This window comes from Mycolicibacterium sp. 624, from assembly GCF_040548615.1.
Taxonomy (GTDB): domain Bacteria; phylum Actinomycetota; class Actinomycetes; order Mycobacteriales; family Mycobacteriaceae; genus Mycobacterium.
Map to the genome: position 1 here is coordinate 75,496 of NZ_JBEPRZ010000005.1, position 24,047 is coordinate 99,542.

At 61.5% G+C, this 24,047-nt stretch carries 17 protein-coding genes and 1 pseudogene; 12 read left to right on the forward strand and 6 right to left on the reverse strand.

What is annotated here, in order from left to right; all coding sequences use genetic code 11:
* The first annotated feature begins 430 nt into the window (after nt 1-430).
* From ABIA65_RS20015 to ABIA65_RS20035, 5 genes are all read left to right on the forward strand, one after another.
* Complete coding sequence (locus ABIA65_RS20015; RefSeq protein WP_241400875.1) at nt 431-925, forward strand: hypothetical protein; 495 nt, start codon at nt 431-433, stop codon at nt 923-925.
* Nucleotides 926-1,087: 162 nt separating this feature from the next.
* Nucleotides 1,088-2,890, forward strand: a complete 1,803-nt coding sequence (locus tag ABIA65_RS20020; RefSeq protein ID WP_371746863.1) for a DUF4012 domain-containing protein — start codon at nt 1,088-1,090, stop codon at nt 2,888-2,890.
* A gap of 74 nt (nt 2,891-2,964) precedes the next feature.
* A complete protein-coding gene (locus ABIA65_RS20025) occupies nt 2,965-4,434 on the forward strand; it encodes a tyrosine-protein kinase domain-containing protein (RefSeq protein ID WP_241400876.1) in 1,470 nt (489 codons plus the stop codon).
* Between the two features lie 638 nt (nt 4,435-5,072).
* Nucleotides 5,073-6,122, forward strand: a complete 1,050-nt coding sequence (gene gmd / locus ABIA65_RS20030; RefSeq protein ID WP_241400877.1) for a GDP-mannose 4,6-dehydratase — start codon at nt 5,073-5,075, stop codon at nt 6,120-6,122.
* Nucleotides 6,122-7,102, forward strand: a complete 981-nt coding sequence (locus ABIA65_RS20035) for a GDP-L-fucose synthase family protein (protein ID WP_241400878.1) — start codon at nt 6,122-6,124, stop codon at nt 7,100-7,102. Before gmd ends, ABIA65_RS20035 begins: the two co-directional genes overlap by 1 nt.
* A 26-nt stretch (nt 7,103-7,128) precedes the next feature.
* On the opposite strand, the gene ABIA65_RS20040 is transcribed toward ABIA65_RS20035, so the two are convergent.
* Nucleotides 7,129-7,986, reverse strand: a complete 858-nt coding sequence (locus ABIA65_RS20040; protein WP_241400879.1) for an O-methyltransferase — start codon at nt 7,984-7,986, stop codon at nt 7,129-7,131.
* A gap of 173 nt (nt 7,987-8,159) precedes the next feature.
* Here ABIA65_RS20040 and ABIA65_RS20045 point away from each other — a divergent pair, with 173 nt between their 5' ends.
* The 3 genes from ABIA65_RS20045 to ABIA65_RS20055 all read left to right on the forward strand — a co-directional run bounded on the left by ABIA65_RS20045 (nt 8,160) and on the right by ABIA65_RS20055 (nt 10,371).
* Nucleotides 8,160-8,885, forward strand: a complete 726-nt coding sequence (locus ABIA65_RS20045; RefSeq protein WP_241400880.1) for an FkbM family methyltransferase — start codon at nt 8,160-8,162, stop codon at nt 8,883-8,885.
* Between the two features lie 125 nt (nt 8,886-9,010).
* Nucleotides 9,011-9,832: a hypothetical protein gene (locus ABIA65_RS20050; RefSeq protein WP_354524681.1), complete on the forward strand. Its 822-nt coding sequence runs from the start codon at nt 9,011-9,013 to the stop codon at nt 9,830-9,832.
* On the forward strand, nt 9,829-10,371 hold the full coding sequence (locus tag ABIA65_RS20055) for an acyltransferase (protein WP_354524682.1): 543 nt from the start codon (nt 9,829-9,831) through the stop codon (nt 10,369-10,371). Before ABIA65_RS20050 ends, ABIA65_RS20055 begins: the two co-directional genes overlap by 4 nt.
* 1 nt (nt 10,372) lies before the next feature.
* Here the strand turns inward: ABIA65_RS20055 and ABIA65_RS20060 are convergent, their stop codons facing one another.
* The 4 genes from ABIA65_RS20060 to ABIA65_RS20075 form a co-directional block, all read right to left on the reverse strand.
* Entirely contained in the window at nt 10,373-11,713 is a 1,341-nt protein-coding gene (locus ABIA65_RS20060) for an SGNH/GDSL hydrolase family protein (protein ID WP_354524683.1), read from the reverse strand.
* 169 nt (nt 11,714-11,882) lie between these two features.
* Nucleotides 11,883-12,602, reverse strand: a complete 720-nt coding sequence (locus ABIA65_RS20065; RefSeq protein ID WP_354524684.1) for a class I SAM-dependent methyltransferase — start codon at nt 12,600-12,602, stop codon at nt 11,883-11,885.
* A gap of 127 nt (nt 12,603-12,729) precedes the next feature.
* Nucleotides 12,730-13,635, reverse strand: a complete 906-nt coding sequence (locus ABIA65_RS20070) for a glycosyltransferase family 2 protein (protein ID WP_241400885.1) — start codon at nt 13,633-13,635, stop codon at nt 12,730-12,732.
* Between the two features lie 422 nt (nt 13,636-14,057).
* Nucleotides 14,058-14,264 (reverse strand): hypothetical protein, encoded by a 207-nt coding sequence (locus ABIA65_RS20075; protein ID WP_241400886.1) that lies wholly within the window; start codon nt 14,262-14,264, stop codon nt 14,058-14,060.
* A 977-nt stretch (nt 14,265-15,241) separates the two neighbouring features.
* Here ABIA65_RS20075 and ABIA65_RS33515 point away from each other — a divergent pair.
* Nucleotides 15,242-16,192: pseudogene (locus ABIA65_RS33515) on the forward strand (lipopolysaccharide biosynthesis protein); the annotation flags it as partial.
* A 700-nt stretch (nt 16,193-16,892) separates the two neighbouring features.
* Nucleotides 16,893-18,233, forward strand: a complete 1,341-nt coding sequence (locus tag ABIA65_RS20085; protein ID WP_354524686.1) for an O-antigen ligase family protein — start codon at nt 16,893-16,895, stop codon at nt 18,231-18,233.
* On the opposite strand, the gene ABIA65_RS20090 is transcribed toward ABIA65_RS20085, so the two are convergent.
* Nucleotides 18,230-19,474, reverse strand: a complete 1,245-nt coding sequence (locus ABIA65_RS20090; RefSeq protein WP_354524687.1) for a glycosyltransferase family 4 protein — start codon at nt 19,472-19,474, stop codon at nt 18,230-18,232. The two genes, ABIA65_RS20085 and ABIA65_RS20090, sit on opposite strands and share 4 nt — an antisense overlap.
* Before the next feature lie 718 nt (nt 19,475-20,192).
* Here ABIA65_RS20090 and ABIA65_RS20095 point away from each other — a divergent pair.
* Together ABIA65_RS20095 and ABIA65_RS20100 are read left to right on the forward strand one after the other, a co-directional pair.
* Complete coding sequence (locus ABIA65_RS20095; protein ID WP_354524688.1) at nt 20,193-22,538, forward strand: UDP-glucuronate decarboxylase; 2,346 nt, start codon at nt 20,193-20,195, stop codon at nt 22,536-22,538.
* Nucleotides 22,539-22,569: 31 nt separating this feature from the next.
* On the forward strand, nt 22,570-24,036 hold the full coding sequence (locus ABIA65_RS20100; protein ID WP_354524689.1) for a sugar transferase: 1,467 nt from the start codon (nt 22,570-22,572) through the stop codon (nt 24,034-24,036).
* Nucleotides 24,037-24,047: the final 11 nt, after the last annotated feature.

A 24,047-nucleotide genomic window follows, 5' to 3' on the forward strand; every position in this document is an offset into this window, starting at 1 on the left:
ACGGCTCACTGAGCCACTCAGCGCTTCGTACGACCACCCCGCACCACGCGTCGGGGCTGCGACGCGTCAGCCGAAGTATTCGCCACCATCGGGTCCTACGGTGCACAACACCTTCGGAGCCGCCTGCCGGTCCTCATCGGCACTACACGCCGAGCGAAACCTGGCAACTTCATTCGAAGCCCCTGCGTGGTCGTTCTACCAGACAAAAGCACGCGCAACGAATACGAACGGCGAACAAGAGTCCATTAAAGGGAGTAATCGCTTTCAATACGCCGAAGCCCACCTGCGACGTCGCCGTGACTCAGGATGAAATTTGCGCAATTTGCCGTCCCATTGATGACCAAAGGTATTAATTGACGCGATAAACGAAATCTGCAATGCTTCCTCCATTCTCAGGTTGTATTCAGAATCGACTGTTAAAGGGGGCATAGTGACTACGGTTGCAGCCAAGCTTTCCGGCGTTACCACCAAATTCAATGCCAGCGCGGCAGCACTGGCGATTGCAGGCGCTGCAGTCCTCACTCCCCCGCTGGTCGCAAACGCGGAACCCGTTGGTGCGACGCAGATTGCACAGACTCTGGGGTCGGCTGCGTCCGCCAACGACAACCTCTGGTACCTGGAGAATGATCAGGCTACCGCCGCCCGCGCCGGCCTTGTCACGTCCGCCGCCGCCGCCTCAGCGCCGTCGTTTAACTCGATATTCCAGAATCGACTTATTTGGATCGGCCCCGCCAATCCGAATCCTCCGGCCGGCACAAAGACGGTCTTTGAATTCGCGCCTTTGGCCTTGATCCCGGGCTTCCTGCGGCCGCTTTACAGTTGGTTCACTCAAAGCCTCAATTTCCAGATCTGCATCGGCGGGATTTCCGCGAAGGTGGGTCCTTACGGCACGATCTCCGGCTCTGTCAGTAGCCGAGGCTGCTGACAGCACTCAGGCGCGGCTCGTCACCCAGCGCATCAAATGAACGAACACCGCCGTGGCCGCATGCTCGTGGTGTCGGCCGCGCCTGAACGCCGGAAAGTCTGAGTGAAGTCCTTTTCGAAACGTCCGTTCGCAGCTAGCTCCGTCGACAGTGAGGATGATGGTTTGGCCGCGGACGACGAGCCTCAACGGTTCCGCTGGCTGACACATCCTCGGCGACGCAATCTGGTGTGGACCGGCGTCGTGGCGATCGTGGCCATCGTGGCATTCGGATGCTGGTTGGGCATCAGTGCACGTGACGCGAAGTCGAATCTGGAGCAGGCGCGCAACAGCGCACAACAGGCAAAGGACGCGTTGCTTCAGGGGAACGCCCAGGATGCCTCGCAACATGCGGATGCCGCGCAAGCCCACGCACAGGCGGCACGGGATGCAGCTCATTCGTTGCCGTGGAACGTCGCCTCAGTGGTGCCATGGCTGGGCAGCCCGTTCAAGACAGGTCAACAGATAACCGACGTGGTACTCGGACTGGCAGCCGATGTCCTGCAGCCCTCCGCGCATGCTGGCGCGGCGCTGTCACCAGACAGGTTGCTGCAGGGCAACCGTGTGGACATCCAGACGCTCCGCGACCAGGAGCCCGTGCTGAGCGGCCTGTCCGAGGCTGCCGCCCAACTCGACGTCGAAGCCAGCGCGATTGCCGAGCCCCGCTTCATGTCGGCCCTCGGTGATGCTCGCACGCAGCTGCAGGGCCAGACGTCTGAACTCGCTCACCTGTTGGAGAACACCGCCCTCGCCGCTCGCATCGCCCCGACGATGATGGGCGCAGACGGCCCCCGCAAGTACTTCATGGGCTTTCAGACCAACGCTGAAGCCCGAGGCACCGGAGGACTGCTCGGCGGCTTCGGAGTGCTCCGGTTCGACGACGGCACTGCGACAGTGGACGACCTCGGACCGAACACCGAACTCGTCGGGGCCTTCAAACCGATTGACCTCGGCCCGGAGTACGAACAGCAGTACGGATTCACCAATCCGTTCTCCGACGTCCGGAACAGCAATTTGAGTTCCCACTTCCCTTACACAGCCCAGATATGGAAGTCCATGTGGGCGCAGCAGTCTGGGATGAACGTCGATGGGGTCATTGCCATCGACCCGATCGCTCTGAGTTACATCCTCGGTGCGGTCGGTCCAGTGACCATGCCAGACGGCGAACTCGTGACGAAGGACAACGTCGTCGAGCTGACTGAGTCGACCGCCTACGCCCGTTTCCCGACGGACCAGACGGCGCGCAAGGAGTATCTGCAGGGCATCGCCAACGAGATCGTCAAGAAGATGACCGGGAAGAAGGTGGAGTCGCCGCGCAAGTTGCTCGACGCCCTGGGCAAGGCTGTGGGCGAACGACGTATCGCCGTGTGGGACTCGACCCCGGCGGTCCAGGAGGCCCTGGAGCTGACGCCACTTGCGCATGCCATTCCCGAGGACGCCGCACCTTATGCCGAGGTGGTGATCAACAACCTCGGAGGCAACAAGATGGACTATTACCTCGAGCGAGAGATCGAGTACGCCGCCGACGGTTGCTCAGGCGACACGCGAATGTCAACAGTCACCATTCGCCTGAAGAACGCCGCACCCACCACTCCCCTCCCGGACTACGTGGCCGGTTCCACGGGCCTTCTCCCCGACATCCCCATCGCGGTCCCGAGCGGCACCATGGTGTCCTCGGTACGGCTCGTTGCCACCAGCGGCGCCAAACTGGTTAGCGCTGTTGCCAATAACGAGAAGGTGCCGACGTTCACCAGCATGGAGCGCGGTCACCCCAGCTTCGAAGTGCAGGTGGCCATTCCACCCGGCAAGTCCGGTGAGTTGACCTTCCGCCTGTCCGAGCCGACATCTCCAGGTGCTCCGCGCGTTCCGATTCAACCCTTGGTCAGCTCGGTCGCTCCCGTGATTTCGGTGCCCGAATGTCCGAGATGAACCGGGGTTCGCGCAAATTCGCGGCATCAGGTGACAGAAGCTCAGCACGGGCAATCAGTGGCGAAGGGGCGGCTTTGAAACTTCAGGACTACGCCAAAGTGCTGCGCAATCGGTGGATCACCGTAGCCGTGACGATCCTGGTGACGGTTTTGGGAGCCGTCGCCTACACGTTGATGACAACTCCGGTCTATGAGGCCAACACGAGGCTCTTCGTGTCCACCTCCACGGGCGGTTCGTCGGGGGCCGACCTCTACCAGGGTAATCGTCTCTCGCAGGAGCGAGTCATCTCGTATGCCGAGCTGCTCAAGGGAGAGACCTTGGCGCAGCGCACCATTGACAAGCTCGACCTCGACATGAGCGCGCAACAGCTCCGAGGGAACACCAAGGCGAAGGCTAAGCCCGATACCGTCCTGATAGACGTCGGTGTCCTTGACGAGTCACCCGTGCGGGCACGCGATATCGCCAACGCGCTGTCCGACGAATTCGTCGTGATGGTGCGCGAACTGGAGACTGAGGAGGACGGCGCGAAACCCGACGCCCGCGTTGTCGTTGAGCAACGCGCGTCGATTCCCGCGCACCCCGTCTCACCAAAGAAGCTCCGAAATCTCGTCGGCGGCATTGGCCTCGGAGTGCTCCTTGGTGTTGGTCTCGCGTTCCTGCGCGACCTTCTCGACAACACCGCCAAAACCCGAGAGACCGTTGAGGACATCACGGGCGTCGGACTCGTCGGCAGTATCCCGCTCGACAAGGAACGACGGAAGCACGCGGCGATCTCCTTCAGCAGCGACAACTCGCCGATCGCAGAGGCCTTCCGCAAAGTCCGAACGAATCTGCAGTATCTCGCGGTCGATAATCCGCCGCGTGTGATCGTCGTGACCAGTTCGATGCCGACCGAGGGAAAGTCCACCACTGCCATAAACATTGCACTGGCTTTGGCGGAAGCCGAAAACAACGTGGTCCTCGTCGATGGCGATCTGCGGCGGCCCATGTTGCACAACTACCTTGACTTGGTTGGGTCGGTCGGCTTCAGCACCGTGCTGAGTGGGCGCGCATCCCTGTCCGAGGCACTCCAGAAGACGAGTTTTCCGGGCTTAACAGTCCTCACCTCGGGCGCGGTTCCGCCCAATCCAAGCGAGCTACTCGGTTCGTTGACAGCGAAGAAGCTGCTAAGCGAACTCCGGGCAGACTTCGACTACGTGATCGTCGATTCGACACCGCTACTCGCTGTTACGGATGCTGCCCTGTTGGCGACCAGCGCCGACGGCGTCTTGGTCGTGGCGCGATACGGTCAGACCAAGCGCGACCAGCTCCGGCACGCCATCGCGAGCCTCAAGGATGTCGACGCATCCCTCATCGGTGCAGTCTTCGCAATGATTCCGGCCCGTGGAAACTCCTCGTACGGTTACGGCTACTACGGCGAGGACAGCACACAGCGGCCGTCTGCACGTCGAATCGACAGCGACGACGCAAGTGACGCCGAACCGCCCGCATCACCCGAGAAGGTGGCGCACAGCCAGACGGCGGAAGCGGGAACGTCCGAATGACACCCATTTCTCTCAGGCACGCAGGCGATCCCACACCACTTTGCGTGTGCAGCGCGGTCGTTCGAAGGCTCAGGTGGCCGAGGGTCGATTGACTCTCGTAGTGGTTTCACTCTTGGAGGTAACGATGAAATTCCTTATGCGAGTTGTTGTCGTCGTCTGTGGCGCACTCTTAACGCTCACCGCACTGGGCGCCGGTCCTGCGTCGGCTGACCCATACGTCGGCAAGACGTATGCAGAAGCCGCGTCGAAGATCTCGCAACGGAACGGCAAGCCCGTTGTGGCAACGGTTAGCGGTAGTCAGCTGTCCACAGACAAATGCATCGTGGTCAGCTGGTCCAAATCCATCTTCCGCGATTCCAGTGGAGACGCCCGTCGCAAAGAATTCCTGCTGAACCTGAACTGCAATAGAGCACTCGCCTCACCAGGGCATCCGGGTAGTTCAATAATGACGCCGGAGGGTCGGCAGGGAAAGAAGGACGAGGCTGCCGCGGCGTCGATAACAAAGAATCCAGCAGTCTGTCAGCGGAGCGAGAAGCACGCCAAGTGGTGTGCCAGGGTCTGCACCGCGACCGGGTTGTGCAAGGTTCCGGCGTAAGCATGCCGTTCAGTCGGATTTCCCCCACTCCCCTAAGGAACGTATGCCCAAGCGCGCGTTGATTACTGGAATCACTGGACAGGACGGCTCATATCTAGCGGAGTTCCTGCTCAATAAGGGCTACGAAGTGCACGGGATTATCCGCCGCGCCTCGACGTTCAATACCTCACGTATTGACCACTTGTACGTCGATCCGCATACCCCGGACGCCAAACTCTTCTTGCACTATGGCGACCTCAGCGACGGTGCCCGGCTGGTCACGTTGCTCGCCGAACTCAAGCCCGACGAGATTTACAATCTCGCTGCTCAGTCGCATGTGCGGGTGTCGTTCGACGAACCCGAACACACTGCCGACACCACCGGGTCTGGGACCGTCCGCATGCTCGAGGCCGTGCGGCTGTCTGGAATCAACGCGCGTTTCTACCAAGCATCATCATCGGAGATGTACGGGGCTACACCCCCGCCTCAGCACGAGGACACGCCGTTCTATCCTCGGTCGCCCTATGGCGCAGCCAAGTTGTACAGCTATTGGATAACAAGGAACTACCGCGAGGCATACGGTCTCTTCGCCGCCAATGGAATCCTGTTCAATCACGAATCACCCCGTCGGGGCGAGACTTTCGTGACACGAAAGATCACCCGTGCGGTGGCCGCCATCAAAGCCGGCCGGCAGGACTACGTCTACATGGGAAACCTCGATGCCGTACGTGACTGGGGCTACGCCGCCGAATATGTTGAGGGTATGTGGCGAATGCTGCAGGTCGACGAGCCCGACGATTATGTTCTCGCCACCGGGGAAGGATTCACAGTTCGGGAGTTCCTGGAGATCGCATTCGCGCACGCAGGCCTCAACTGGCAGGACCACGTTCGGTTCGACGAGCGTTACCTTCGTGCCAGCGAGGTGGACTCGTTGATCGGGGACGCGACGCGAGCCCGCGAGAAGCTGGGTTGGGTACCCACCATCCACGGCCGGGAGCTGGCACGGCTCATGGTCGACGCCGATATCGACGCTCTTGAGCATGCGGGGCAGCCCTGGATCGACAACGTGCGGTTGGAGTCGTGGGGGACCGCCGCTGCGCCTGTAGGTAGCTGATGACGGCCGACCAGTTGCGGTACGCGACCGGTGAACTTGACCGCGACGCAACATTTTACGTTGCCGGACATCGTGGGCTGGTGGGTTCCGCGATCGTTCGTCGACTCCGGCTCGCCGGGTTTCAGAACATCGTAGGCAAGTCCTCGGCGGAACTTGACCTGAAGGATCGTGACGCGGTCTTCGACTTCATCGCCGAAACCAAGCCGAAGTACGTCGTGCTTGCCGCGGCCAAGGTCGGGGGCATCTTGGCCAACAGCACCTACCCCGTCGACTTTCTGAGCGACAACATCCGCATTCAGATCAATGTCCTCGATGCAGCGCTGGCGGCCGAAGTGGAACGCCTGCTCTTTCTCGGGTCTTCGTGCATCTACCCGAAATTCGCGGAGCAGCCAATCCGCGAGGATTCCCTGCTCACCGGCCACCTCGAGCCGACCAACGACGCTTACGCGATCGCAAAGATCACGGGGATACTGCACATCCAGGCAGTACGTCGGCAGTATGGACTGCCGTGGATCTCGGCCATGCCTACAAACCTCTACGGGCCGAACGACAACTTCTCGCCGACGGCTTCGCACGTGTTGCCCGCGCTGATCAGGCGATACGACGAAGCAGTGAGGTCGGGAGCGAAGTCCGTGACGAACTGGGGTACCGGCTCACCGCGACGCGAGTTCCTGCACTCCGACGATATGGCTGATGCGTGCCTTCACATTCTCGAGCATTACGACGGCCCGGAACAGGTAAACGTTGGCAGCGGAACCGATGTCACGATCCGTGAGATCGCCGAGACAGTTGCGTCAGTGGTCGGCTACACCGGTGACACCGAGTGGGACTCCACGAAACCCGACGGCACACCGCAGAAGCTGCTCGACGTCTCGAAACTTGCACACGCAGGTTGGACGTCGAAGATCTCTCTGCACGACGGGCTGGAACGCACGGTGGCCTGGTATCGAGAACATATCGATGGACTGCGGAGTCGATAGTCCCGATTACCAAGCCACCCAGCCATTTACGAGTAGCTGATCTGCAGGTGCTTCGTCGTGGTTGCGCTGGCACTTATGACGGCAATACCGACAAATCGCAGATCGACCGTCAGCGCGTAACGCGGATCATTCACAACGTGTTGCCACGCACGGACCATCCCGTCGGACCAGCTGATGTCGTCAAAAACCAGAACAGCCTCGTCCGCGAGGTGTGGCAGCAATTGGTCTGCGTACGCGATGGTGGCGGACTCGTCATGGTTGCCATCGATGAAGGCGAAATCGATGGGTTCGAGGTCGGTGATCGCCTGGGACAGAGTCGTGCCGAATTCTCCGACCCGTATCTCAGCCCTGTGGCTCAACCCGATCTCTTCGATGGTGCGCGTGGAGCGCTCAGCGAGCGCCTCGACTCCCTCCAGCGATATCAGCCTGCCTTCGCCACCGTTAAGTTCAAGAGCAGCAGCTTGATATGCAGCGGAAATACCAACGCAAGAACCAAGTTCCAGCAGAGAGACCGCACCGGTCGACCGCACCAAGCGGAACAGCAGGTCGGCCCATCGCGGCGGCTTGCTTGCGCGCGCCACGTTCCCAATCGTCCTGGTCGTCGTGATTCCCGCTCCGCTGTAACCATCCCTGCGAGTGCCAGCACCGTAGTCGGTCATCTGGAACTCACTGGGCGATGTCAGCAACAGCGCTCGCAATGCCTCGATCTGGTCAATCCAGCCCTGTTCAGCGGAATCATGCCGACCGATCAATGCCGCGCGGACACCAGCAAGAACTGCCGATGGCATTTGCCCTGGCGCCGACAGGTCGCGAGTCTGCCAAACACCCTTGGCGCGTCGGGAATTTCGAATGGCCGTATGCAGCGGACCGATCAACGTATCCATGGCATAATCATATCTGTATTCGCGCCTATAGGTGGGCGCTAATGCACACCGGAATCGACACATTATCGCGTGACAAACCGTCAACGGCCGCTGCGGCGCAATGCATTTGCATCAGTCGGCTCGTCATCCGCGGTGGCATGCGACAACCGGGCCAAAGACCAGGGAGGTCAACGTTGCCGTCGCTGTCCGGCATCCGCAAGGGCCTGAGCATTGTTACCCGCCCCCATTTTCTCCAAGCGCTCGTTCGGCATCGCGTGGCGGCAGCGTCCGAACATCTGGACGCCATACGCCATTGCGCCGCCGAGACTTTGATCGACGCCGGCGCCAATAAAGGACAGTTCAGCCTCGCATTCCGACGACTTCGCCCCGGTGCGCGGATCATCGCCTTCGAGCCGCTGCCCGAAGCGGCCGACACCTTTGAGCGGGTGTTCGTAGACGACCGCCTGACTGAACTGTTGCCTCATGCACTTGCTAGCGCCGAGGGGTCGGCTCAGTTTCATGTAGCCGATAGGACAGACAGCTCCTCCCTTCTCGCGCCAGGCGAGGGTCAGGCGCTGGCCTTCGGTGTTCGCGAAGCACACACCATTGATGTGTCGCTGAAACGCCTTGATCAGTCTCTCGAGATCAGCGCCCTGGCTCACCCCATCATGTTGAAAGTCGATGTCCAAGGTGGTGAACTCGGCGTCTTCGAAGGATGCGATCTCCTCGCGGACATCGACTTCATCTACGTCGAGCTGAGCTTTGTTGAGCTCTACGACGGCCAGCCACTGTTCCAGGAGGTCATGGACTATCTAGTGGCGAGGGGATTCGCGATCGTGGGCACGTACAACCAGGTCAGCACTCCCCAGTTCGGACCCACGCAGGTCGACGTGCTGTTCAAGAGCACTGGCCGAGGGTAACTCTCATGGGAAGTCCCGGGAACATAGACCGCCCGCCAGTAGCGGTCTTTGCATACAACCGACCCGAGAAGCTTGCCGCGATGATGCGCAGCCTTCAGGCTTGTCGCGGGTTCGCAGAGAGTCCGGTGACAGTATTCGTCGACGGTCCCAAGCCGAATCCGGAGGATAGATCGTCGGTCGAGGCGGTTCGCGCGTTTGTGCGCGGGCTGAACTCGCCGAACGTGTCGTGGTCGTTCCAAGACACCAATCGCGGGCTCCGCCAATCCATTTACGACGGGGTTACCGAACTAACCAAAGAGCATGGTCAGGTCATCGTCTTCGAAGACGATCTCGTTGTCTCCCCCATCGCCCTTGACTACTTCAATGCGGCGCTATGCCGATACCAGTCAGCTCACAGGGTATGGAGCATCGTCGGGTATGCCTATGACGCGCCGCCATTGAGGAATCTCACGGCCACTCTCACGCTCCCGTTCACGCACCCGTGGGGGTGGGCGACCTGGGGACGCGCGTGGGATCGGTTCTCGCTCGACAACCAGCCGACGGCCAACCAGCTCAATTCTCAGTCATTCAGATCGGCATTCGATATGAACGGGCTGTACCCCTTCACAGCCCTGCTGAAGAACTCAATCGAAGGTCGGGTGAACAGTTGGTTCATCCATTGGTACTACACGGTGTTCCAGCACGGCGGTGTGTCAATCTTTCCGTCCCGCAGGATCGTCGACAACTTCGGCCACAGCGATGGCTCGCACGGCGGAGTTCTGAATCCATATGACCGACTGGTGAAGCGGCCACAGCTACTTGACACGTTGCCTGAGTTCGGCGACCCGCACACCGTCGACTACGAAGCTCTCGACTCCCTCCGAAGAAGTCACGAACTGCGGGTGCAACGCTTCATTGCCCTCGCGGGGCGGACGAAGCGGACCCTGCGACAGCGAGGTGAACATTGACAACTGAACAGCAGACGACCGAACAGCAGGGGCCCTTTCGCTCCTACCCCTGGCCTCTTGAGCGCTTACGCGACGCGCTTCGTTGCATCCGACTGAAGCGCGTCAAGATCAGGGGGCCTGCGCAGTTCTCCCATGGAAATTCAATCAGCTTCGCCAAGGGCGCGGATGTTCGGTCGCCACATTCGGTCGAGCTGGGTCACCATATCTCGTTCGGCAAGAACTTCACCTGTGAAGTCGACGTTCGAGTCGGCAGCCATGTGCTCGTCTCGAGCAATGTGTCGTTCGTCGGCCGCGACCACCCATTCGACGACCCCGCAGTGACGGTCTACGAAGCCGCACGGCTCGACGACACCGTGATTGAAATAGGGAGCGATGTTCTCATCGGTTTCGGCACCATCGTCGTGGGACCAGCGAAAATTGGAGACGGCTGCATTGTTGGCGCAGGCTCAGTGGTCGTAGGAGACCTTCCCCCGTCGACAATCTGCGTAGGAGTTCCCGCCAAACCGGTGAGGCAGCGATACCCAGACATAATGCGGTGAATCAGGCGTTACCCTTGGCGACCAGGTGTGCGAGGATGCCTGCCAGCCAGGGAGCCATTTGATCGTGTCCCTCAGGCATTTTCGGGTGAACGAAGTCGGCCATATTGTCTCCGGCCACCGCGCCGAGGAATGAGATTACGTACACCCCCCTCATGCGTTGTTCCGCAGTGTCATACGTCGCGTACAGGCGCTGGGCATGGTTGATGATGCGCCGGTTGAAGTCGGTGCCCTTGACCTTCTGATTCGCCCACAGGTCGGCGGGCCCCCCGTTGGGCGCCCCGATCAGCACAATCGGCACATCGGGATTCCAGGCTCGGATCGAGGAGATCATGGTGTCCAGTCGTCGCTCGTAGTCCGACCACGATGCGTCGGTGAGTGACGAGAGAAAGTCGACGGTTCCCAACATGACGCTGACGGAGGTCGGTGCCCCACCGGAGAAGGCTGGTGCGAAACGTTTCAGGTACTTGGCGAACGAGAACTCGACTGCCGGCTGGGGATTCAGCGGCGTCCACGTGGCGCCATCGTAGTTCCTCCACTGCGTTCCATCCGGTAGGGATGGATCGACGATGACATCCCCTGTTTTCGGAGATGTCGGGTATCCCGCTGCGTCGAACTGGTACGGCCCCTCCGCCTGCCACCCTCGGGCGATCATCTGGAACCCGTCGTAGTCGTAGCCCCGAGGGTCGCCGACCGTCACATCTCTCCAGAACGACGTGTTGCCAAGAAACTTGTCACCGTCAACACCGCGTGGGAAGAGGAATGGCGAGTCACCTCCCACAGGCTGTCCGGCGCGACTCATATAGCGCCCCAACGTCCACCCGCCGCGGCCTTCCTCGCAGAGTAGCCCGCCGTCGTAGGTGCGGGTGCCGACCGTCTCGCCGTCAAGAATGCACTCCACCGCAAGTTGGACGTAGCCACCGGCTCGCGTGATCGAGTCGCCAATGCTCAGGTGTCGAAGCGTCTTTCCCGTGTGCGCCGCCGAGACAACGATCGGCCGCGAGGCTGACACCAACGTCGTCCCCGTCGCGTCCTTGACGGCTATGGAGAGCGTGGATGACCCTGTCTCTGCCGGCGTGTACTCCCAGAAGTTCGCGTGACTCACCGATCCGGATGGCCCTGTGACCTCTACCGGTGTGCTGCCGTCGTACCCGCTGATGACGTTCTCGTACTGCAGGCGGTACGTCTCACCGGGAACAAGGTAGAGCTTGGACGGCAGAACAATCTGAGGTGACGAGGCAAGGGCCGGAACAGGATCATCCGCGGTCAACGCTGGTGTATCCGCGGGAAACACCGTGTTCCTGCCATCAACGACGGTGCCGACTCCCCCATCGTGGGCAGTCACCAATGGATGTACGGCTGCAGGGCCTGCGGACTGGGCGCTAGCCTGCGGAACAGTCAGTGCGCACTTGGTTGAAGTGGAGGAGTTCGAGGCGCAGCCAGTAAGGGTGAGTGCGGCCACCAACACGATGCGAAGAAGCCAATGCAGGGTCACGGCCCGCAGTAACCGCAGCTCACGCCGTAGCTTCCACGGCCATTTGCGCTCCACCCTCGTGGCTACGAATATCAAGCCCGCACAGGGCACTATGTCGACTCACGCCGAGTTCGACGCGCGTCGGCTCGGTGAATCCGGCACGCTCCAGTTCAGCAGCCAGCGTGTCGAAGTCGTATAGATAACCCTGATGGTGCCCGAAGGATGCGATGGGTATCCGAACGAGATCAACGGGATGCTCGACATCCAACCCGAGACCTCGATAGTGGCTGGCTGCCTCATTGCGCAGCGATGCGGTCCCGCTCAGGTACATCTCGACATGCGCGCGCAAGTCAGGCGTCACGATCCGGATGGTTCCTCCCGGCTGTAGACATCTGCGCGATTCCTCCAGCATCGCCCGGCCTGCCTGCAGCGTGAGGTGCTCGATGACATTGTCCGAGAAGACGAATTCGACGGTGTTGTACTCCAGCGGCCACCGCTTGGTGGCATCGAGGTGCAGTCGCGCGACGGCATTGACATTGGTGACGATCCATCCCTCTCGGGACTTGTGTCCACCAATCTCAAGTTTGATCAGCGGGTGGGTCCGGGAGAGTTCCCGGCGAAGACGCGCCTTGGCGAATGGTGCGTTCACTGCCTGCACGCACGAACGCGCAAGCGGCCGCGCTCCCGGCACCGCCGAGAGCATGCGGTCGATCGGACCACCGACGGCTGCGCTACTGGCGACAAATGCTCCCCTGGCCATGGGGACACACTATACGGCCAAGGACACAAAGGCAGCGATGCGGAAAATGGACGGTAACAATACTTTTCGGACGAAACGGGTCACCGAGATGTCTCCGCGACGGAGTCGTTAGCTGCGGAACATGCCGCTAGTCGGGCGACGAGGTTCGCGCGTACTCGTGTATCCGGTAGTTGAGAAGCGCCGCGAAGCGTCCATAGCCGAGGAACAGATAGTTGAACGGCTTAGCCTGCAGACCGCGACCTCTGACCAGTCCGATACCGAGAAACACAATCCCGTACCCGGCGTAGACCAAGCCGCCCGCCAAGCCTTTCAGCAACGAGTCACCGTGCTTCAAACGGACACGGGTCTGGGCAATCCCGTTTCGAGTCGCCCGCCGGCGAAGCCAACGCAGCGAGAGTCTTTCGACGGGTACATCTTCGTGCACCACTGCGTCCGCGCAGTAGAGGATGGTGGCCCCAGACTTGCAGATCCCCCGGAAGAGGTCAGCGTCGGAGCCGCCGGTCACCGAGAAGGACCGGTCGAATCGCGGCGAGCCCGCACGCACCCACGCATCCCGCAGCAGCAGAGTGTTGTTAGTCGGTGCCGTAGCCAGCTGATGCCCGCTCTGCAGCTTGGGACGCTGGATGAAGCCACCGCGCCGTATCCATTCAGGCGCGTCCTCCGGAAGTACGCTAACCACCGGCCCAACGACCACGTCTGCGCGCGTCCGTGCCGCGTATTCGGTTAGCGTCGCCAACCAGTCTTCGGAGACCCACTCGTCGTCATCGACGAAGATGATTGCCCGGTAGTCGTTGTCGAAGTGCGCAAGTGCGCGGTTTCGCGCCTCGGCGATTCCGGGCTCCGATTCCACCACGTACACAGGGCGGAGCGGATGTTCGGCCGCGACTGATCGCGCGGACCCCTCGGGGTCATTGTCGACCACGAGGATCTGCGCGCTTATTGACCCGATTCCCGCCTCCAGACTGTCGAGCAGCTGCTGCAATCCGGCCGGGCGGCGGTAAGTGGCAATCGCGATGAGGTAGCAATCAGCCATTGCACGATTATTGCCGAACGCGGCTCGTTGCGTAGCGGGCGGGGGCGGTTTGCCTGCAGCCTCGTTGCCCGAATTGCACGAGCGGGTCGTTGAGCTTTGGGTCAGCCCGTGTTCCGCGGCTCGCGCCTACGGCCTCAAGGAAGATCCGTGGGTGACCAGAATGGTTGCAGGACTAGATGATCGGTCCGCATTCGGCGCCTCGACTCTGCCTCACCTTGGGTGGCGCTTCGGCAGCAATCAGATCCCGACCCGCGAACGCCCTCCTCGTTGCCGGCACGAAGGTGCGACAACACCAAAGTTCGACCAGAACAAACCCGTTCTACCGCAACGTGTTCCAGAGCCCGGTGTCGATCACGACTGTCGGGCCCGACTGGCTTGACCACGGGCCGCTGATCGGCAACCATCACCCACACGGTCCGTGGTCAACAACCCGGCCCCATCTGCGCCGTGCTCAGCAGGTCGAGCACGCCGCGCGCAGCAGGCTCGAGCAGCGAGAGGAACTGCAATTGGGGCGCGAATCGACGAGGCCGGAGCTGTTCGTGGTGGGAACCGGCCAGGACGACAACGTCGGTGACGTCGTACTCCGCCGCGAGTACTTCGACCGTCTCCGCAGGGTGGGGCGGCTCCACATATACATGGGAATCGCATCTGCGGACTTCCTTGACGGTCTTCGCCTCTGTGATTCCGACGTCGTTTATACAAGCTTTCGGCAGTGGCATAACGCCGGTTGGCGTGCGCTATTCCGCGGAGAAGTTTGGTTCATCGACAAACCAGGTCAGCTGCTGCTCGATAGTCAGACGCTTCGCCGAAACCTGAAACTCCTCCCACTGGTCATCGGCATCCGGATTCGAAAAGGCCAAGTGCTCCGCCTCGGGCTGGCGATCCGAGCCCTTGACTCGAAGTATCTGCGATATCTACGCCCCCTGTTTCGACTGTCAACGCTAATCCGCTGGCGGGATACTTCCACGAGCTCAGCGTTCCGCCTCGGTGCGGTTAGTCCTGACTGGGCATTCGGATGGGATAAGACCGGGCAGGATGCACTCGCCGTCGATCGGACCGACATCGTGGTCACATACCGAGGAGATCGTGAACCACCGTCCGAGAGAGTTCTCGAGGCGCTGAGCACACTGACACGAGACGGGTCTCGCCGCGTGGTTGTCGTGTCTCAAGTCCGGCGAGATGCGGAGCGCAGCAATTACCTCGCTCACCGCCTAAATGCGGAACTGGTTCCGTGGCCTGCCGGGCGCAGCCTCGCTGATCATGAGAAAGCCCTCCGAGAGGTCTATGGAAAAAGCGCCATCGTGATAAGCGATCGTCTGCACGCACTTATCGTGGGGATGACAGAGGGCGCCGTACCACTCTGCATCACCGACGGTGGTGAACCGAAAGTCGCGCGACATCTAGACGCGGCCGGCTTCAACAGATCCACAGTTCGCATCGACACCGCCTCACAACCACTATGTGAGCTTATTGAGGATCAAATCGGGCGGCGCGCGGAAGCTCATGCTGCAACGCGTGCGGCTCTTGACTGCCTGGACGATCTGACCACTGCGCTGGCGACTCTCGCATCGACGGGACGCCCGGGAGGCCACGTCCATTGAGTTCCTTGGCGGGAAGAGCGTTCAGTGGCGCAACTGCCACCCTCTTCTGGCAGGGAACACGCATTGCACTTCTGGTTGTGTCAATCGTCGTACTGGCTCGATTGCTGTCGCCGACGGACTTTGGCCTCATCGCCATGGTCACGGCCGTTATCGGAATCGGCGAGCTGCTCCGAGACTTCGGGCTTTCGGTTGCCTCGCTCCAGGCAAAAACACTTAGTGACCATGAGAAGTCGAACCTGTTCTGGCTCAATACCCTGATTGGGGCATTGCTTGCCATCGTGGTGTTTGGCGCGTCGTGGCCCATTGCGCTTCTTTACGGCGACGACAGGCTGATCGCGATCACGCAGGCCCTATCGATCACGTTCCTCATCAATGGCATTGCCACCCAGTTCAAGGCACAGATCAATCGTGACCTCAGATTCGTGGCACTCGGCGCGACCGAGGCGATTCCGCAGGCCGTTGGACTCACCGTGGCGATAGCAGTCGCTGCGTCCACACATAGCTATTGGGCGCTGGTTCTTCAACCGCTTGTCGTTGCCAGCCTTGACGGAATTCTGTGCGTCGTGTTGGCGCGCTGGCGCCCGGGCAGGTACCGGCGCGGGGTGCCGATCGGAAGGTTTGTCCGATTCGCGGGAGCACTCGTCAGCACGCAGGGACTTGCATACCTCTCAAAGAACATCGACAGCGTCTTGCTGGGCGCCCTTCGAGGTCCCGCAGAACTCGGCCTGTACAGCCGCGCCTATCAGGTGGTGGTGCTTCCGCTTTCGCAGATCACCGTCCCACTGTCTCGGGTAGCCATCCCAGTGCTGTCACAGCTGCAGGACACGGCTCAGGTCTTCATGAGCTACCTGAGGACCGCTCAATTTGCGACCGTGACAGCGACCTCCATCTTCTATGGAGCGATAATTGGCTTCGGAGAGCCGCTCGTCAGGATTGCGCTAGGCAACCAGTGGATCGGCGCGATCCCAATTCTCCAAGTTCTCGCAGTATCGGGCATTTTTCGCGCACTTGGCCAAGTTCCGTACTGGACCTTCGTGAGCTTGGGTCAAACAAGCAAGCAATTGTTGATCTATCTGGTCGGCCAGCCAGTCATCATCGCCTCGATTGCGATTGGGGCGATCTGGGGTGCTATCGGCGTCGCGACCGGATGTGCGGTCGGATACGCCATCTTCTGGATCCTGAACATGTGGTGGGCGGCCCGCGTCACAGGACTTCCGATAGGTCAGCTCGCTGCGTCCGGTCTTGGTCTTGTGGCGGTGTTTGCATTGCCCGTGGCCATAACGGGCGCATTCGCGGTTCACTATTTCGAGCATGACTGGGCAGCGCTCGCGGTCGGCGGGATCCCAGCGATTGCCTGGATTGCGGCCATGCTCTTCGGTTTTCCGCGCTATCGAGCCGAGATGATGCGGTTCGCCCGGCTTGCACGACAACGCAAGGTGACATCTAGCGCAAGTGACTCACCCGCATGAAATGGCAGCCTTCGCGAGTGCATCAGAACGCGCGCCACCCAGTGCTAGGTCCTTCCAGGAAAGACCGGCACCGCGCCGGGGAGTTTGTTACGTTTGGCATCGGTGTCAATAAGGATTTGGGGGCAGATAAATCGTGTCTTCGGGGCGGCTCGCCATACCACGCGAGTGGGTTTGGTGTGATCTGTAAGTGACGTCGCTGCAATCGGCCCGTGCCAAATCCGGGCCACCGTTGAAATCTGAATCGCAGCCACTGCCTTCTCACCCTGAGGCCTTACGCCCGTCGTGGTTCTGGACCGGATTCTGGTCACTTATCGCTGCGCTGATTCCAATAATGCGGCTGCAGTCAGCCGAGGGCCTATGGCAAATGCCACTGCGCCGCGTCAAGTACGTGATTTTCCTGGCCCTTATTGTCTCTGCGCTGTTCCGCTTGGTGGCCCGGCCGATCGGCCTTCCAGTGTGGCTCGGCGCGGCCGTGTTCATCCCATTCGCCGGCTTCCTATCCGGCTACTCCAGCTCACCGACCACGAGCGTCATCATGGCAACGCAACTTGCCCTGCTGTGCGCGCTGGCGCCGCTGGTTTTCCGGTACCACGTGGTGCACACACGGGATTTTCTGCCCTGGGTGCTCGGAGCGTTCCTGATCTCCCAGACGCTCTCCGCGACGGCCGGCCTGATTCAGCTAACGGCGGCGCCGGTACTCGGGCAGGCAGCCATCGCCGAACGATCGACGGGGTTCGCCGGCCACCCGAACACGCTCGGGATCATGTCTGTGATCGCCATCCTGACGACTCTGACCCTGACGGGGCAATCGTCACAGCTCGTGAAGGTGGGACTGTGGGGTGCATTTGGCGTCAACGCCGTCGCCTTGATCGCCACAGGCAGCCTCAGCGCGATGCTTGCGGGAGCGGTTGGCGCTGCGGTGGTGGCGATCGGTCGACGACGCGTGGCGGCGGCACTTGCCGTCGGTGTCGCTGCGTGGGGCGCGGGCGCGCTCTTTGGACTCGGCAATACGTGGTTCGCCAATTTCGTGGAGTACCGAATCGCCCTGGTCACCGGCGAGGCTGCTTCTGCTGGTGACGCTTCGCTCGAAATTCGTGCTCTCACATACCAGTGGGCGTTTGAGCACATCTCGAACGATCCCGTGTTCGGCGTCGGGATGGACAACCTCAACTCAGGCACGTTCAACGGCGTCACGGTCGTGCACAACTATCTGCTCCACGCCTGGTATCAGGGTGGTCTGATGCTCTTCCTGTGGTTCGTCGGAGTAACCGCGGTAGTGGTCGTCGGCACGGTGCGCGCAATCAGATCTCGGCGAGGTCTGGGCGGCGCGGCTGTCGCTACGGCGCTGATCGCTTTTGCGGCGACATCGAGTTTCTTTCTTCAACAACAGTATTGGATACCACTGCTGTTCGCCGTGGCCATGCTGCCCGTCCGCCGGGACCGAGAGGCGCCATCCGAGGCCCCCGCGCTTGAGAGCCCGCCAACAGGTGCATTTACCGGCGACGCTCGCAACCGTCGCTGGGTTTAGGTCCGGCGGCCGCGCCCACTCGCGACGTCACCGAGTACCTGTTCGAAGGCGTCGATAGCCACATCTGCATCCAGCACCTTCGCGCGGAAACTACGGCCGGCCGCGCCGTACGCCGCTGCCCGCGCGCTGTCCGACGACAGCTCAAGAGCGGCCCCGAGCAGCGCCTCAGGGTCACCAGCTGGCACCACGACGCCAGCCCCGGACTGCTCGATCTCCCCTGCGGTGATGCCGTTCGAGTCGGTGGCCGCGACGATCGGCCGTGCTGCATCGAAGTAGGAGGTCAGCTTGCTCGGCACCGCCATCGTGGCTACACCAGGCAGCTCGTTGACCACCAAGCAGTCGGCGGCGGCGAGTGCGCGCCGATAGTCGGCATCATCCAAAGGATCGACGAACTCGATTCTGTCGACTCCCCGCGCCAATTGTTCGAGCCTGTCCCGCTCACCGCCGTCACCGACCAGAATGAATTTGATAGGGACCCCACGTTCGTCGGCCAACCGCGCCGCCTCGACAATGTTCTCCAAGCCCTGTTTCGCACCCATGTTGCCGGTGTGAACTGCCAGCGCGACGTCGGACGGCCACCCAAGTGCGACGCGCGCATCGAGTTGCGATATCGAGGCCGTCGGCTTCAGATGGGTCCAGTTCCTGATAACGACGATGCGATCCCGCTCGACTCCCAAATCCTCGACGAGGTAGTCCGCAAAACGCGGGTGAATGGCGATGACTGTATCCGCGGCACGAAGAGCACACTTTTCGACGATTTTCGTAATCCAGATGGAAAGGCCACCCCCCTCCTTCGTCTCCTCCATCCCGAGTGTGTAAATGTCCTGGACCCAAATGACGACACTCGGACGCGCAGGGGTAAGCCTGATACGCAATACCGCGATAGCAGTTGCAAACAGCGCAGGTGAAATTGCGACTACTACGGAGTCAGAGCCCAGTTTGCTAAAAAGCAATCTCATACCCAAGCTGAGTTCTGACAGTAACCTGCGCACTCCTCTCGGGGGTCGTGGCACGTAGTGGCGCAGACGGTGAACGGTGACACCGTCGATGTTCGCCGTACTTTTCCACTGGCCATATCCAGGACGAATTGCCCACTCGGGATAGAACGGGTGCGCGACGTACGCGGTCACGCGATGCGCCCGCGCGCTGAGACCGGCCGCCAACGCTCCGGCATACGGTGCGATGCCCGTGGCGTCTGGGGGATAGTGCAGGCTCAGTATCGACACTCGATGTCCGCGCATGGCGCGACAGTACAAGCCGCCGGCTCCCGAGCGAACACAACCGACGACATCCTCCACGATGCAGCCCCCAACATCGGTGATAGTTCACGGCGCCGGGGCCGGCCCCGCGCTTGGTCGACGAAAGAACTTGCTGGGCAGTGGGTTACTACGCCTACGCTCTGACACGCGTACGGAGGGAGCGACGCCCCGGCGGATGCGGCCGAGATGACTCCGGCGGGCAGCGTCAGCATTTGACGGCCGCAGCGAGTCCGCTGGCAGCGTCGCCACTCCACGAATGAGATGCCCAGCGTTGCGAGGCACCATCACAGTGCGCGATCACACGTAGCCGATGCACCACCGCCACGTCAAAGAGCACAACGAATCGACCTACCCGCGGCACCCGGCGGCGGCGCCCGCACTGCCAAGACCGTCCTAGCCGTTTGCCAATTGTTGAACTATCAAAGGCGTGCGACCGCGCTCACGACTGGCTAGCTGGCAACAAAGTCGCTGGAAACGACGGTATTTGCTGAAACTCAAGATCACCGTGAAACCTACTATCAGTACGGATTTGACGGGTGACAGGGTTCGCTGATCGCCTTGCTCGTCCCTTTTACTGGTGCTAACGTCAATTTCCTAAGCGAGGGCGAAATCACAAGAACTTCGCGATGGGAATCGACTGTAAAACGGGCGTGGGAGCTCCAAACCGCGTCGTGAACAGTTGTGGCCTTCGAGTGACCCGATGAGTGAATCTGGGAGAAGAATGGTGCAGCGGGCTGTATTAACTGGCGGCGCAGGATTCGTCGGCTCACACCTCGCGGAGCGCCTACTGGCACGGGGCATCGAAGTCATCTGCCTCGACAACTTCATAACCGGGGCTCCGGAGAATGTCGCCCACCTTATGGGGACCGACGGCTTTCGTCTGATGAAAGTCGATGTGAGCGACTATATCTCGATCCCGGGACCGGTTGACTACGTCTTGCACTTCGCTTCGCCGGCCTCGCCGGTCGACTATGCCGGACTCCCCATTCAGACGTTGAAGGCCGGCTCGCTCGGAACGCTGCACACGCTGGGTTTGGCCAAGGAGAAGGGCGCTCGTTACCTGCTGGCGTCCACCTCGGAAACGTACGGCGACCCGCTCGTTCATCCGCAGCCCGAAAGCTATTGGGGCAACGTCAATCCGGTCGGTCCTCGAGCATGCTACGACGAGGCCAAGCGGTTCGCCGAGGCGCTCACCATGTCGTACCGGCGCAAGCACAGGGTCGACACGGCGATCATGCGCATCTTCAACACGTACGGCCCGCGGATGCGCGCGGACGACGGTCGCGCGATCCCGAACTTCATCACCCAGGCCCTGGCCGGTACCCCCATGACAGTCCAGGGCGACGGCAGTCAGACGCGGTCGCTGTGCCATGTCGACGACTTGGTCGAGGGCGCTCTGCAGTTGTTGTTCTCCGACCTGGCCGGTCCGGTCAACATCGGTAGCCCGCACGAGATGACGATCTTGGAGTTGGCCGATCTCATCCGCGAACTCGCCGGGTCAGACGCCCGTCCCGAGTTCGTCGAACGTCCACAGGATGATCCGTCGCAGCGCAGGCCCGACATCACCCTGGCGCGCACCGAACTGAAGTGGGAGCCAAGGGTAGATATCCGGGAGGGCCTGACGGACACCATCGCCTGGTTCCGCGACCGGTCCGAGGGCACCTCGCAAGCGGTATCACCTGCACTGCTTGGGTTTCAGGTCGAGCACGTGCAGCCGAGCCACAAGGTCGCGGTGATCGGCACCGGTTACGTCGGTGCTGTCACATCGACGAGCCTGGCGTTCCTCGGGCACTCCGTCTGCGGCCTCGACACCGACTCGGCGCGAGCTGGGCAGCTCAACAACGGGCAGGTCCCATTCGTGGAACCGGGCCTGCAGGAGATGCTCACGGCAACGTTGGCCTCCGGTCGACTTCGGTTCACCGACCGCCCAGCCGAGGCCCTATCCGATGCGGACTTCGTCTTCCTCTGTGTGGGTACGCCACCTGGCCCCGATGGGTCACCTGACCTCACGCAGCTGGAGAGTGCCATCCAATCTCTGGCCCCGTACCTACGTGCCGGGGCAGTGATCGTCAACAAGTCGACCGTGCCTGTGGGTTCGGGCAACTGGACGCGCACGATTCTTGAGGACGCCCTCGAGGGCAACCGGCAGCTGTTCTTCCACGTCGTCTCAAACCCGGAGTTCCTCCGGGAGGGCTGTGCCCTCGACGATTTCCTCTACCCGGATCGCATCGTGCTTGGAGGCGCGACAGAGGACGTCAGTCGGGTAGCGGAGCTGTATCAGCCGGTACTCAATCAGTCATTCGAAGGTGGACGGCGAGATCTCCGACCGTCGCTCATCACGACTGAACTGGCGTCTGCCGAGATGATCAAGTACGCGGCGAACGCATTTCTGGCGACGAAGATCAGTTTCGCCAACGAGATGGCGCAGATGTGCGAGCTCTTCGGTGCTGACGTTCGTGAGGTCCTGCCCGCCATCGGCGCGGACCACCGTGTCGGTAACGCCTTCCTGAATCCCGGTGTCGGGTGGGGTGGCTCGTGCTTCGGCAAGGACGTTGCGGCGCTGATCTCGTCAAGTCAGGAGTATGGCTACACGCCCTCAATGCTGCAGGCGACGGTCGAGATCAACAAGACGCAGAGAAAGAGCGCGGTACGCAAGCTCCAGCGAGAACTTCACATCTTGAAGGGACGCCGAATTGCGCTACTGGGGTTGACATTCAAGCCGGGCACGGATGACCTGCGGGATGCTCCGGCGCTGGACATCGCGCGACGGCTCCTCAGCGCCGGTGCCGTGGTCTCCGCCTTCGATCCAGTCGTCAAATCGCTGCCCGAGGAGTTCGGAGCAATCCGACTGACACGCGATGTCTACGACGCATCCGACAGGGTGGACGCAGTCGTCTTGACGACGGAATGGCCTGAGTTCCTCCAGATCGACCCTGCCGCGTTGCGTCGAGTGATGCGTGGAGATCTCGTCGTGGACGGCCGAAACTTCCTGTCCGAAGCCAAATTCGCCGGTTCCGGCCTACAACTGGTCGGATTCGGCTGGTAACACCGCCACCTCGCATCCCCAAGGAGTCAGTATGACTATCGAGATGCCGCCGAAGCACTCGCCCACCTTCAGTTCCTCCGGGCAAGCCACATCGGCACAAGCGGTGCCTCCGAATGACACCAGGCAGGCGGAGAAACTCGGCCTGCAACATCGTTACTTTCTCCAGATCGCCGATGTGGTCGCGCTGACGGCCTCCGCATTCCTCGGCGCGGTCACCCTGAGTCACCTCAGCGCAGAACGCGCAGGCAGTCTCGGTATTCGAGATGTCGCCCTCGCGGCCGTCGCAATGGCAGTCGCCATGCACCTTCACGGGCTGTACCGCCGACCCGCGTCGCGGCTGCGACCCAGCGAGTGGTGGCGACCCGCGGTCATCGCACGTTGCCTGCCCACCGCCGCCCTACTCTCCCTCGCCGCTGACGCCCTGCTCCTCCACGGCGAGCGAATGATGACCCTGACGGCTGCTGTGGCCATGACGCTGCCTGCGGTAGTCCTGGTCCCGCTCGGGCGCCGAATGGTCGTTCGGATGTTCGACCCGACGGTCACCCGAATCCTGGTGATCGGGACCGGGCCAATCTCCGATCGACTCACCTCGAGACTGCAAAGGTGCCCCGACACGCTTGTGGTCGGGCATGTGGACGACTACGCCGCACCAGGCACGCCCGTCCTCGGCGGACTTGCCGACCTCTCCGCCGTCTGCACCGCATACGAGATCGACCGGGTCATCGTCGGGTTCACCAACACCTCCGACGCCATCGTGCTCGAATCCCTTCGCCAGCTCCAGGGCCAGGTGCCTGTGTCGGAGATCCCGCGTTACTTCGAACTACACAACTGGCGCAGCGAGGCCGAGGAGTTGCACGGCCTTACTCTGATGCACCTGCCCACCGCGTCGCTGGGTCCGACCGCCCGAATCATGAAGCGGCTCATAGATGTCACGCTTGCAACCTGTGCACTGATGGCCGCAGCGCCAGTTCTGCTGATGATCGCGGTGGCAATCAAGGTCGACACCCCAGGGCCCGTGTTCTTCCGGCAGGAGCGAATCGGCCGGGCCGGCAAGCCATTCCGGATCTTCAAGTTCCGCTCGATGACTGCCGACGCATGGCAGCGACGCGACGCGGTTGCACAGCTCAACGAGGTCGACGGACCGTTGTTCAAGATGGAGCACGACCCGAGGGTCACCCGGGTCGGTGCCTTCATCCGCAAGACCAGCCTCGACGAACTGCCTCAACTCATCAACGTGGTCCGTGGCGAGATGTCGTTGGTAGGCCCGCGGCCATTGCCGACCGAGGAGTCAGATCGCATGGACGGTGCGGCGCTCGCGCGCCTCGACGCCAAGCCCGGCATCACCGGCCTTTGGCAGGTGTGCGGTCGCAGCGACTTGGCCTATGCCGATCTCCAGCACCTCGACTCTGTATACGTGCGGTCATGGTCCCTGATGTGGGATGTGCGAATCATTTTCAAAACACCAAAGGTTGTGTTCGCACGCAAAGGCGCCTACTGACTCTCGACCGA

Excerpts from the sequence above, each read along its gene's own strand:
- gmd (WP_241400877.1), top strand. The coding sequence starts at position 5,073 with ATGCCCAAGCGCGCGTTGATTACTGGAATCACTGGACAGGACGGCTCA.
- ABIA65_RS20035 (WP_241400878.1), top strand. The coding sequence starts at position 6,122 with ATGACGGCCGACCAGTTGCGGTACGCGACCGGTGAACTTGACCGCGAC.
- ABIA65_RS20040 (WP_241400879.1), bottom strand. The coding sequence starts at position 7,986 with ATGGATACGTTGATCGGTCCGCTGCATACGGCCATTCGAAATTCCCGA.
- ABIA65_RS20065 (WP_354524684.1), bottom strand. The coding sequence starts at position 12,602 with ATGGCCAGGGGAGCATTTGTCGCCAGTAGCGCAGCCGTCGGTGGTCCG.
- ABIA65_RS20070 (WP_241400885.1), bottom strand. The coding sequence starts at position 13,635 with ATGGCTGATTGCTACCTCATCGCGATTGCCACTTACCGCCGCCCGGCC.
- ABIA65_RS20090 (WP_354524687.1), bottom strand. The coding sequence starts at position 19,474 with ATGCGCGGACATCGAGTGTCGATACTGAGCCTGCACTATCCCCCAGAC.
- ABIA65_RS20095 (WP_354524688.1), top strand. The coding sequence starts at position 20,193 with ATGAGTGAATCTGGGAGAAGAATGGTGCAGCGGGCTGTATTAACTGGC.
- ABIA65_RS20100 (WP_354524689.1), top strand. The coding sequence starts at position 22,570 with ATGACTATCGAGATGCCGCCGAAGCACTCGCCCACCTTCAGTTCCTCC.